Annotated in this window: 11 protein-coding genes and 1 pseudogene; 2 read left to right on the forward strand and 10 right to left on the reverse strand. The window is 67.6% G+C overall.

From position 1 onward, the window contains the following. The 6 genes and pseudogenes from ACTJI6_RS22370 to ACTJI6_RS22395 form a co-directional block, all read right to left on the reverse strand. A pseudogene (locus ACTJI6_RS22370) lies at positions 1-479 on the reverse strand (electron transfer flavoprotein subunit alpha/FixB family protein); the annotation flags it as partial. Continuing rightward, entirely contained in the window at positions 479-1,237 is a 759-nt protein-coding gene (locus ACTJI6_RS22375; RefSeq protein ID WP_440803468.1) for an electron transfer flavoprotein subunit beta/FixA family protein, read from the reverse strand. The pseudogene ACTJI6_RS22370 and the gene ACTJI6_RS22375, both read right to left, overlap by 1 nt. Before the next feature lie 124 nt (positions 1,238-1,361). After that, complete coding sequence (locus ACTJI6_RS22380; RefSeq protein ID WP_440803852.1) at positions 1,362-1,934, reverse strand: cob(I)yrinic acid a,c-diamide adenosyltransferase; 573 nt, start codon at positions 1,932-1,934, stop codon at positions 1,362-1,364. Further along, positions 1,934-2,134, reverse strand: coding sequence for a twin transmembrane helix small protein (locus ACTJI6_RS22385; RefSeq protein WP_440803855.1), 201 nt, complete (start codon positions 2,132-2,134; stop codon positions 1,934-1,936). Before ACTJI6_RS22385 ends, ACTJI6_RS22380 begins: the two co-directional genes overlap by 1 nt. Before the next feature lie 27 nt (positions 2,135-2,161). After that, a complete protein-coding gene (locus tag ACTJI6_RS22390; RefSeq protein ID WP_440803856.1) occupies positions 2,162-2,980 on the reverse strand; it encodes an SDR family NAD(P)-dependent oxidoreductase in 819 nt (272 codons plus the stop codon). Continuing rightward, entirely contained in the window at positions 2,977-3,474 is a 498-nt protein-coding gene (locus ACTJI6_RS22395) for an SH3 domain-containing protein (protein ID WP_440803859.1), read from the reverse strand. The genes ACTJI6_RS22390 and ACTJI6_RS22395 overlap by 4 nt, the downstream gene beginning before the upstream one ends. 126 nt (positions 3,475-3,600) lie before the next feature. Here ACTJI6_RS22395 and parC point away from each other — a divergent pair, with 126 nt between their 5' ends. Continuing rightward, the gene (gene parC / locus ACTJI6_RS22400; RefSeq protein WP_440803861.1) at positions 3,601-5,841 is read left to right on the forward strand and encodes a DNA topoisomerase IV subunit A; all 2,241 of its coding nucleotides are present in this window, start codon (positions 3,601-3,603) and stop codon (positions 5,839-5,841) included. 247 nt (positions 5,842-6,088) lie between these two features. On the opposite strand, the gene ACTJI6_RS22405 is transcribed toward parC, so the two are convergent. The 4 genes from ACTJI6_RS22405 to ACTJI6_RS22420 all read right to left on the reverse strand — a co-directional run bounded on the left by ACTJI6_RS22405 (position 6,089) and on the right by ACTJI6_RS22420 (position 9,177). Continuing rightward, positions 6,089-6,988: an SDR family oxidoreductase gene (locus tag ACTJI6_RS22405; protein ID WP_440803864.1), complete on the reverse strand. Its 900-nt coding sequence runs from the start codon at positions 6,986-6,988 to the stop codon at positions 6,089-6,091. 54 nt (positions 6,989-7,042) lie between these two features. Beyond that, the gene (locus ACTJI6_RS22410) at positions 7,043-7,627 is read right to left on the reverse strand and encodes a cytochrome b/b6 domain-containing protein (protein ID WP_440803866.1); all 585 of its coding nucleotides are present in this window, start codon (positions 7,625-7,627) and stop codon (positions 7,043-7,045) included. Further along, positions 7,627-8,094: a c-type cytochrome gene (locus ACTJI6_RS22415; RefSeq protein ID WP_440803869.1), complete on the reverse strand. Its 468-nt coding sequence runs from the start codon at positions 8,092-8,094 to the stop codon at positions 7,627-7,629. Before ACTJI6_RS22415 ends, ACTJI6_RS22410 begins: the two co-directional genes overlap by 1 nt. 150 nt (positions 8,095-8,244) lie before the next feature. Then, entirely contained in the window at positions 8,245-9,177 is a 933-nt protein-coding gene (locus tag ACTJI6_RS22420) for a tellurite resistance TerB family protein (protein ID WP_440803871.1), read from the reverse strand. A gap of 224 nt (positions 9,178-9,401) precedes the next feature. On the opposite strand from ACTJI6_RS22420, the gene tuf reads away from it, so the two are divergent. Continuing rightward, the gene (gene tuf, locus ACTJI6_RS22425) at positions 9,402-10,577 is read left to right on the forward strand and encodes an elongation factor Tu (RefSeq protein ID WP_440801977.1); all 1,176 of its coding nucleotides are present in this window, start codon (positions 9,402-9,404) and stop codon (positions 10,575-10,577) included. Positions 10,578-10,615 lie beyond the last annotated feature (38 nt).

The following is a 10,615-nucleotide window of genomic DNA, read 5'->3' on the forward strand; positions in this document are numbered from 1 at the left end:
GAGCCGCCCGCGCCCGCCGCCTCGAAGCTGGCGGTGCGGATCGTCAGCACCTTCTTCGCGTCCTTCGACCGCACCGTCTGGATGGCGTTGCCGGCATAGACCGGGCGTTCGAACGTGTCGGCATCGACCACCTTCGACACCTCGGGGATCACCATCGCGTCCAGCAGCGCCGCCACCCGCGGCATCACGTTCTTGGCGTCCGTCGTGGCCGGCGCCGCGACATGATCGTACGCGCCCGCCAGCGAGACGATCAGCGCCGCCGTCGGCTCGGCCAGGCGGTGGCCGTAGCGCGCGTCCTCGGCCACCAGGACGCGGGCGACCCCGGCGATGGTCGCGGCCTCGGCGGCGGCGGCGCGGGCCTGCGCCCCGGCGCAGAGCACCGTCACGTCGCCCAGCGAGGCAACGGCATTCACGGCCTTGGCGGTGGCGTCGCGGTTCAGCACCCCGTTCGTGACTTCGCCCAGCAGAAGAACGGCCATCAGATCACCCCCGCTTCTTTCAGTTTCGAAACCAGTTCGTCGGCCGAGCCGACCCTGATGCCGGCCTTGCGCCCCTCGGGTTCGCGCGTGGAGACGATCTCCAGGCGCGGGCTGACATCGACGCCGTAATCGGCGGCGGTCTTCTCCTCCAGCGGCTTCTTCTTGGCCTTCATGATGTTGGGCAGCGACGCGTAGCGCGGCTCGTTCAGGCGCAGGTCGGCGGTGACCACGGCGGGCAGGCCGACGCTGATCGTCTGCAGGCCGCCGTCGACCTCGCGCGTCACCTTGGCGCTGTCGCCCTCGATCTCGAGCCTGCTGGCGAAGGTCGCCTGGCCCCAGCCCAGAAGCGCCGCCAGCATCTGCCCGGTCGCGTTCATGTCGTTGTCGATGGCCTGCTTGCCGGCGATCACCAGCCGCGGCTGCTCGGCCTCGACCACCGCCCTGAGGATCTTGGCCACCGCCAGGGGTTCGATGTCCTGGTGCACGTCCTCCGAGGCCACCACCAGGATCGCCCGGTCCGCGCCCATCGCCAGCGCCGTGCGCAGCGTCTCGGCCGCCTGACGCACGCCGATGCTGACCGCGATCACCTCCTCGGCCTTGCCGGCTTCCTTCAGCCGGATCGCCTCCTCGACCGCGATCTCGTCGAACGGGTTCATCGACATCTTCACATTCGCCAAGTCAACCCCAGACCCGTCAGCACGAACCCGAGCCTTCACGTTGTAGTCAATAACCCGCTTCACGGGCACCAGAATCTTCATGGGCTACGCTCCCTTGTCTCTGACTGTCGGGGCAGTGTTACCGACGGATCGGCGCGCTTTACAATATAAAAGCGTCCCCCGACGCTGCGTTTGCGCCAGCATCGGCGCGCGATCGGGCTGGCGTCTAGCGGCTGGCCCCCGGAACCCACAGGATATCGTCGGCTCCGCCATTGTTGGCCGTGCGGGCGGCGACGAACAGCCAGTCGGACAGGCGGTTCAGGTAACGGATCGCCGCCCCGTTCGCATCGCCCCCGGCGGCAAGCTGGGTCGCGCACCGCTCGGCCCGGCGGGCGACGGTGCGCGACAGGTGCAGATGCGCCGACAGCACCGAACCGCCCGGCAGGATGAAGCTGCGCAGCGGATCCAGATGGGCGTTCATGGCGTCGATCTGGGTTTCAAGGCGGGCCACCTGGGCGTCGATGATGCGCAGCACCGGATAGCCCGCCTGGTCGTCGGCGGCCATGTCCGGCCGCGCCAGATCCGCGCCCAGATCGAACAGGTCGTTCTGGATCACCCCCAGCCACGCGGCCAGATCGCCCGTCGCGTGCAGGCGGCAGAGGCCCAGCGTCGCATTCAATTCGTCGACGGTGCCATAGGCCTCGACCCTGGGGTCGTGCTTGGCGACGCGGCTGCCGTCGGACAGGGCGGTGTCGCCCTTGTCGCCGGTGCGGGTATAGATCCTGTTCAGAACGACCATCATTTTCCCCCAAGCCAGACGAACAGCATGATCAGAACGACCGCCACGGCCTGCGCGATGATCCGCCATCGCATCATCCGGTTGCCGTGCTTGCGGTTCCACTCGCCGCCCTTGGCGAAGCCGCCGATGCCGGTGGCCAGGATCCCCAGCACGGCCAGCATCGCCAATGCGATCACATAGAACAGCGGGTCATGAGCCATCGCGAGCGCCTTTCGTTGGACTGGACCCTAGCCCTGGCGCGCGACCCAGTCCAGTGCACGCGTGGGCAAAAGCCTGCGTGCCGTGCCGGACAGCCAGGTGGGCGTCGTGACGTAATAACGCGGGCGCGGCCGGGCCGCCGTCAGCGCGTGGACGATGCGGTCGCTGACGGCCGAGGGGGGCAGTTCGAAGCGGTCCTTGCCCGAGGGTTCGTAGAGCCGCTTGAGCAGGCTGGCGCGGTATTCGTCGGCCCGCGCGCTGTCCTGCCAGTTCACCCAGCGTTCGAAATGCGGAATGGCATTCACGCGGATGCGGCTGGCGATGGGGCCGGGTTCGATCAGGATCACCTTGACGGGCGTGCCCGCCATTTCCAGCCGCAGCACGTCGGTCAGGCCTTCCAGCGCGAATTTCGTCGCGACATAGGGGCCGCGCCAGCGGATGCCGATCAGCCCCAGGACCGAGCTGATGTTGACGATCCGCCCGCCGTTGCGGCGGAAATGCGGGATCAGGCGGACGGTCAGGTCGTGGGTGCCGAACAGGTTCGTCTCGAAGATCGCGCGCAGGGCGCCGCGCGGCATGTCCTCGACCGCGCCGGGCAGGGCGAAGGCCGCGTTGTTCACCAGCGCGTCCAGCGGGCCGCCCGACAGAACCCGGTCGGCCAGCCGCGCCACGCTTGCTTCGTCGGACAGGTCCAGGCGGTGACACTCCATCCCCTCGGACCGGCGAGCGGCGATGTCCTCGTCCTTGCGGCAGGTGGCGACGACCTGCCAGCCCAGCGACTGCATCCGCCGCGCGGCGTCCAGCCCGATGCCGGACGAACATCCGGTGATCAGCACACGTCCCGTCAAGGCGCCGACGCCGACAGGAAGCGGCCCGCGACATAGCCGGTGCGGCCCTCTGCGTCGCGGATATTGACCCATTCGGCGTCCTGCGGGCCAAGCGCCTGCACCGCCACGCCCCGTCCAAGCGCGGCGACGACCCGGTCGGCGGTCGACGGCCCGGCGCGGACATTCACCCGGTCGCCGGTGACATAGAGAACCGGCCCGTCCACAGCCATCGGCGCGGGTTCCGGCGTTTCCCCGGCATGTTCGGGCGACGGCCGCAGCGCCGGTCCGGGAAAACGCTGGATGCGTTCTGGCGTCTGCGATTCCGCCTGCACCACGGCGGCGGGAACGGGCTGGGATTCGGTCGCGGCAGGACGTTCGGTGCCCGCGTCCCGAGCCGCAGGCTGGGGCACAGGAACGGGGCGGCGGTCGGCGCGGGGATTGCCCTCGCCCCAGACCGACAGGATCAGAAACAGGCCCGCCAAGGTTACCAGCAGCAGCGCGCCCAGTCTGATCATGCCTTGCCCCCGCCGGTTTCTTGCGAACCTTGTTAACCTATGATGTTTCGCAACGCCAACCGTCGCGCGCCCGTTCCAACGGATTCCCGCTGGACCGCGCGCGCGCCGCGCCCTATCTGATGCGCCATGTCCAGCCTGCCTCTCGATCCCGAAGACAATACCCAGACCGAACCGCTGAGCCGCGCCATCGGCGAACGGTATCTGACCTATGCCCTGTCGACGATCATGCACCGGGCGCTGCCCGACGCGCGCGACGGGCTGAAGCCGGTGCATCGCCGGATCCTCTATGCGATGCGCGAGTTGCGCCTGTCGCCCAACGGTGCGTTCCGCAAGTCGGCCAAGATCACCGGCGATGTGATGGGCAACTATCACCCCCACGGGGACGCCGCGATCTATGACGCGATGGCGCGGCTGGCCCAGGATTTCGCCATGCGCTATCCGCTTGTGGACGGGCAGGGCAACTTCGGCAATATCGACGGCGACAACCCGGCCGCGGCCCGATACACCGAGGCGCGGCTGGCGGCGACATCCGAAAGCCTGATGGACGGCCTGGCCGAGGACGCGGTGGATTTCCGCCCGAACTATGACGGCACCTTGCAGGAACCCGTGGTCCTGCCTGCCGCCTTCCCGAACCTGCTGGCGAACGGGGCCTCGGGGATCGCCGTGGGGATGGCCACGAACATTCCCCCCCATAACCTGCACGAGGTGATCGACGCCTGCCTGCATCTGATCAAGACGCCGGATGCGCGCGACGACACGCTGGCGGGCATTCTGCAAGGGCCGGACTTCCCGACCGGCGGGGTGATCGTCGAAAACCGCGAGACCATCGCCGAGATCTATCGCACCGGGCGCGGTGCGTTCCGGGTCCGCGCGCGGTGGGCGGTCGAGGATCTGGGCCGGGGCCTGTGGCAGATCGTCGTGACCGAAATTCCCTATCAGGTCCAGAAGTCCCGCCTGATCGAACGTCTGGCCGAACTGATCCAGACCCGCAAGATCCCGATCCTGGCCGATGTCCGCGACGAATCCGCCGAGGATATCCGCATTGTCCTGGAACCTCGGGCGCGGACGGTCGATCCCGAACAGCTGATGGCCGCGCTGTTCCGCGTCAGCGACTTGGAGCTTCGCTTCAGCATGAACATGAACGTGCTGATCGACGGCCGCGTGCCCAAGGTGTGCAGCCTCAAGGAGGTTCTGCGCGCCTTCCTGGACCACCGCCGCGATGTGCTGGTCCGCCGCGCCACCTTCCGGCTGGACAAGATCGCCGCCCGGCTGGAGGTTCTGGAAGGCTATCTGATCGCCTATCTGAACCTGGACCGGGTGATCGAGATCATCCGCCACGAGGACGATCCGAAGGCCGTGTTGATGGCCGAATTCGCCCTGACCGAAGTGCAGGTCGAGGCGATCCTGAACATGCGCCTGCGCGCCCTGCGCAAGCTGGAAGAGATCGAGTTGCGCGCCGAACGCGACGCCTTGCAGGACGAACGGCAGGCCTTGCAGGCGATGCTGGCCGACGACCGCGCCCAGTGGGCGCGCGTCTCCGACCAGTTGAAAGAGGTCCGCAACCTGTTCGGCAAGTCCCGGCCCGAAGGCCAGCGGCGCACCCTGATCGCCGAGGCGCAGGACATCGCCCCCCTGGACATGGATGCGATGATCGAGCGAGAGCCGCTGACGGTGATCCTGTCGAAGATGGGCTGGATCCGGGCCATGAAGGGCCATCAGCCGCTGGATGCCGAGGTCAAGTTCAAGGACGGCGACGGCCCCGGCTTGGCGATCCATGCCGAGACGACCGACAAGCTGATGATCTTTGCCAGCAACGGGCGCTTCTACACCCTGCCCGCCAACAGCCTGCCCGGCGGGCGCGGCATGGGTGAACCGCTGCGCCTGATGATCGACCTGCCGAACGAGGCCGAGGTGATCGCCCTGTTCCCCTGGCGCGAGGGTGAAAGATACCTGGTGGCCTCGAAGGCGGGCGACGGCTTCATCGTCGCGGCGGGCGACATCCTGGCGCAGACCAAGACGGGCAAGCAGGTGCTGAACGGCGACGCGCTGCTGTGCCGTCCGGTCGGCGGCGATCACCTGGCCGTGGTCGGCACCAACCGCAAGATGCTGGTCTTTCCGCTGTCCGAATTGCCCGAGATGGCGCGGGGCAAGGGCGTCCGCTTGCAGAAATACCGCAGCGGCGGCGGGCTGGTCGCGGACGACACGTTGTCCGACGCGGCTTTCCTGACCCTGGCCGATGGGCTTCGCTGGCAGGAAAGCGGCGGGCGCACCCGGACCGAACCCGACCTGACCGCCTGGCTGGGCAAGCGCGCCAGCGCAGGCAGCATGGCCCCGCGCGGCTTCCCGCGCGACAACAAGTTCAACTGACCAAGGGCCTGCGCCCTCGGACAGTTTTTCCTTGGGGCTTCGCCCCGTCCGCCGCAAGCGGCGGAAGCCCCAAGATATTGGGGACGAAAGGCGGCCCGCTGCCGCGCCCGCATGATGTGGCGGACAGCGGGCTTTCACCTTCGACGGTCATCGGCGTCCCCGCCTGTGCCGTGCCTTCAGGATGGATTCGAATTCCTTTCAGCTTCGTTAAAATATCCCCGCCGGAGGCAAGAATCCTTTCCCTCGCCTACAACCCCGAACCGCCCACCGATCCGAAATATTCGCCGGTGATATAGCTCGCCTCGTCCGAAGCCAGCAGCACATAGATCGGCGCCAGTTCGACCGGCTGGCCGGGGCGTCCCAGCGGCTGCTTCTTGCCGTGTTCCGCCGCCTTTTGCGTCGGCTGCCCGCCCGAGACCTGCAAGGCGGTCCAGAACGGGCCGGGGCAGACCGCGTTCACGCGGATGCCGCGCGGCGCGAGCTGCTTGGCCAGCGACTGCGCGAAGGCCACGTTGGCGGCTTTGGACTGTGCATAATCGAACAGCAGTTCGGACGCCGAGAAGGCCTGCACCGACGAGGTGATGATGATCGACGCGCCGGGCTTCAGATGCGGCAGCGCCGCGCGCGTGACCCAGAAGGGCGCATAGACGTTGGTCTTCATCGTCGCGTCGAAATCCTCGGTCGTCAGATCCTCCAGCCTTTCGCAGAACTGCTGACGGCCGGCGTTGTTGACCAGGATGTCCAGCCCGCCCAGGGCCTCGACGGCCTGGGCGACCAGGGATTTGCAGAAACCCTCCTGGCGCAGGTCGCCGGGAATGGCGGCGGCCGCGCGGCCCTCGGCCCGGATCAGGGCGATCACCTTGTCGGCGTCCTCCTGTTCCTGCGGCAGATAGTTGATCGCGACATCCGCCCCCTCACGGGCATAGGCGATGGCGGCGGCCGCACCGATGCCGCTGTCGCCGCCGGTGATCAGCGCGCGCTTGCCCGACAGCCGCCCGGTGCCGCGATAGCTGGTCTCGCCATGGTCGGGCAGCGGGTCCATGCGGCTGGCCAGGCCGGGGAAGGGCTGTTCCTGTTTCGGAAAGTCGGGTTTCGGCAGGCGGGGGTCGCTGATGGCGCCGCTGCGGAAGGGTTGGTCGGTGGACATGGGCGTTCCTTTCGGTTTGCCTTGTCCAACAAGCGGTGGCACCCAGGGTTCCGCTTACCGCCGCCGCACCCATTTCCAGCCGTCGATCATCGGGCGCACCAGATCCTCGCGCTTCCACAGGCGGTAGAAGACGATCACCGCCCAGTGCAGCAGGACCAGGATCAGGATCAGGTCGGCGCCCCGGTGATGCCACCGCAGCGCCGCCCGAGAGGTCGCCGAACTGACCTGAGAGGCCAGCGGGCCGACATTGATATAGTCGTCCGGGTCGGCGAACAGCCCGGTCGTGACCTGCATGATCAGCACCGCCAGCATGGCAACCACCGCCAGGGCGCCCACCGGGCTGTGGCCGGGCCAGTGGCTGGGCCGGGGCCGGACCATGTCACGGACATAAGCCAGCACGGCACGCGGTCCCCGGATGAAGCGCGTGAAGCGGGCGGGCGGCGGGCCGACGAAGCCCCAGATCAGCCGGAAGGCCAGCAGGGCGATGACCCCATAGCCCAGCCAGAAATGCAGCGTCATGTCCGAGGGGCCAATCTTGCCCAGCAGCCAGTTGACGATCACCAGCACGGCCAAGGCCCAGTGGAACGCGCGCAGCGCCGGATCCCAGACCCGTTCGCGCCGCGCCCCGTCGCCCGGCATCAGTCGGCCTTGCGATAGTCGTCGTGACAGGCCTTGCAGGTGCCGCCCAGCTTTTGCAGCACCGGGCCAAGATTGCCCTGGCCGCCCTTGACGGCATCCGGGCTGCCTGCCGCGGCCTCGGACATGGCGGCGAACTTGGCGCGGAAATCGTCGGGGTTTTCCCAGATCGCGGGCAGGGCCTCGGAATTGTCTGTGTCCGCCGACGAGGTTCCCTCGATGAACAGCGTGGGCGCGTCGTACTGGGTCAGGGCGACGATATTGGCGGCCGCGCGGCTGGCCAGGGCCTCGTCATAGGCAATCTCGCCCTTGGCCATGCCGGCCAGCTGGCCCATGTTGATGCCCAGCATCGTCATGAAGCCATGCCGCGCCTCGATGGCGCTTTCAGCGGCTTCCTCGGCGGATTGCGCGACGGCAAGGGTCGGCAAGGACAAGGCAACGGCAACGGCGATCGCTTTGACGGGGGGCATGGGCTGGCTCCTGAAAAGGACTGGCTGTAAAGACGGAACTGTCGGGAAAACCATGGCAGAGCCAAGGGCTTGGATCAACCGGCCTGCAAGGCGATCACGGATTTGCGAAAGCGGCCCCCGCAGGGGCCGCCGGGCAGGGATCGACGGGGATCAGTTGTAAAGGCGGGTCACGCCGACTTCGTCATGGATCTGGTTGACCGAAGGGCGGTCCAGGTTCATCGCGCGGGCCAGCCGGTCCAGATAACGGGCCTCGTCCTCGTGATCCAGGTCGATGGCCATCAGCGACATCAGATAGACTTGGGATTCGAGTCCTTTGGGCACCTCTTGCGCCAAAGCTTCTGGATCGACGGTGGTGGCCATCTGGTCGCGGATGAACTGGCGTTCCTCGTCGTCCAGGTCGTCGCCCAGCTTGCCCAGCAGGCGCTGCTTTTCCGCATCGTCGATGGTGCCGTCCGATTTCGCGGCCTGGATCATCGCGCGCAGCATCAGGCCCGCGACGGCGTTCTGTTCCGGGGTGGGGGCCACCTCGGGTTCGCCCTTGTTGACGATGGCGTCGTTGAACAGCTCGCCGAAGCTTGCGTCGTTGGTGGGCTGCGAATCCTTGCGCGCCAAGCTCCCGGCCACGCCGCCCGCCGCCGCGCCGCCCAGAAGCCCGCCCAGCAGATCGCCCAGGCTGCCACCCGCGCCCGCGCTGCGCGTCTTGGAACCGCCGCTCAACTGCCCCAGCAGATCGCCCAGGCCGCCGCTGCCGCCCGCGCCGCCGCTGCGGGCCTTGGTGGTCAGGTTGTCCAGAAGCCCGCCAAGCCCGCCCTGGGCGCCGCGCGAATTCGGCCCGCCATAGCGCGATCCGCTGCCCGCCCGGCCGCCGCCCAGAACCTGGCCCAGCATGTCGTTCAGACTGCCGCCCGCGCCGGGCGTGGTGTTGTTCCCGAACAGGTCGCCCAGCAGGCCCCCCTGGCCGGTCCGGTTCTGGGTGACCCGCCCGCCCGACTGGCCCGTTCCGCGATGCTGCATGGCCGCGCCAATGCCCTTGGCAAGAATGACACCGGCCGCAACACGACCCAGGGTTTTCATCAGGCTCATCGAATACATCCTCTCTGGCGAGGCGACAGACACACAAGGCGCGCCCCGGTTTGCCCTGAACAGAACTGTGCCCGGAATGGTTCCGCCGGGCAACAGGATCGGGCGCAGGGACAGCCGCCCGATGGCGCGCGGGCGCCCTTGATTTTTCCCAGGCAGGCTTATACATCGCGGCGCACGTCAATTCGGGGCCGTCTCATGCCATGCCCCGCGATCAGGAGGCCATCATGGCAAAGGCAAAGTTTGAACGGACGAAACCGCACGTCAACATTGGCACGATTGGTCACGTTGACCACGGCAAGACGACGCTGACGGCTGCGATCACGAAGTATTTCGGCGAATTCCGCGCCTATGACCAGATCGACGGCGCGCCCGAGGAGCGGGCTCGGGGGATCACGATCTCGACCGCGCATGTGGAATACGAATCGGAAAACCGCCACTACGCCCACGTGGACTGCCCCGGCCACGCGGACTATGTGAAGAACATGATCACCGGCGCGGCGCAGATGGACGGCGCGATCCTGGTGGTGAACGCCGCCGACGGCCCGATGCCGCAGACGCGCGAGCACATCCTGCTGGGCCGCCAGGTGGGCATCCCCTACATGGTCGTCTACCTCAACAAGGTCGACCAGGTCGATGACGAGGAGCTGCTGGAACTGGTCGAGATGGAGGTGCGCGAGCTTCTGTCCTCCTACGACTATCCGGGCGACGACATTCCGATCATCAAGGGCTCGGCGCTGGCCGCTCTGGAAGGCCGCGACCAGGCGATCGGCGAGGATTCGATCCGCGCGCTGATCGCGGCGGTCGACGAATACATCCCGACGCCCGAGCGCGCCGTGGACCAGCCCTTCCTGATGCCGATCGAGGACGTGTTCTCGATCTCGGGCCGCGGCACGGTCGTGACCGGCCGGATCGAGCGCGGCGCGGTGAACGTGGGCGACGAGCTTGAGATCGTGGGCATCCGCGACACCAAGAAGACCACCTGCACCGGCGTCGAGATGTTCCGCAAGCTGCTGGATCGCGGCGAGGCCGGCGACAACGTGGGCGTCCTGCTGCGCGGCATCGACCGCGACGGTGTCGAGCGCGGCCAGGTGCTGTGCAAGCCGAAATCGGTGAACCCGCACACGACCTTCGAGGCCGAGGCCTATATCCTGACCAAGGAGGAAGGCGGCCGCCACACGCCGTTCTTCGCGAACTATCGCCCGCAGTTCTACTTCCGCACGACGGACGTGACCGGGACGGTGAAGCTGCCCGAGGGCACCGAGATGGTGATGCCGGGCGACAACCTGAAGTTCGAGGTCGAGCTGATCGCGCCGATCGCGATGGAGGAAAAGCTGCGCTTCGCGATCCGCGAAGGCGGCCGCACCGTCGGCGCCGGCGTGGTCTCGAAGATCATCAAGTGATCTGACCCAAACACCACACCCAAAAGGGCCGTCTCCCA

The organism is Paracoccus sp. 22332, assembly GCF_052045125.1.
GTDB classification, from domain to species: domain Bacteria; phylum Pseudomonadota; class Alphaproteobacteria; order Rhodobacterales; family Rhodobacteraceae; genus Paracoccus; species Paracoccus haematequi_A.

Coding starts and splice junctions, on each gene's coding strand:
- ACTJI6_RS22420 (WP_440803871.1), bottom strand. CDS start 9,177: ATGAGCCTGATGAAAACCCTGGGTCGTGTTGCGGCCGGTGTCATTCTT.
- ACTJI6_RS22395 (WP_440803859.1), bottom strand. CDS start 3,474: ATGATCAGACTGGGCGCGCTGCTGCTGGTAACCTTGGCGGGCCTGTTT.
- parC (WP_440803861.1), top strand. CDS start 3,601: ATGTCCAGCCTGCCTCTCGATCCCGAAGACAATACCCAGACCGAACCG.
- ACTJI6_RS22405 (WP_440803864.1), bottom strand. CDS start 6,988: ATGTCCACCGACCAACCCTTCCGCAGCGGCGCCATCAGCGACCCCCGC.
- ACTJI6_RS22410 (WP_440803866.1), bottom strand. CDS start 7,627: ATGCCGGGCGACGGGGCGCGGCGCGAACGGGTCTGGGATCCGGCGCTG.
- ACTJI6_RS22385 (WP_440803855.1), bottom strand. CDS start 2,134: ATGGCTCATGACCCGCTGTTCTATGTGATCGCATTGGCGATGCTGGCC.
- tuf (WP_440801977.1), top strand. CDS start 9,402: ATGGCAAAGGCAAAGTTTGAACGGACGAAACCGCACGTCAACATTGGC.
- ACTJI6_RS22375 (WP_440803468.1), bottom strand. CDS start 1,237: ATGAAGATTCTGGTGCCCGTGAAGCGGGTTATTGACTACAACGTGAAG.
- ACTJI6_RS22380 (WP_440803852.1), bottom strand. CDS start 1,934: ATGGTCGTTCTGAACAGGATCTATACCCGCACCGGCGACAAGGGCGAC.
- ACTJI6_RS22415 (WP_440803869.1), bottom strand. CDS start 8,094: ATGCCCCCCGTCAAAGCGATCGCCGTTGCCGTTGCCTTGTCCTTGCCG.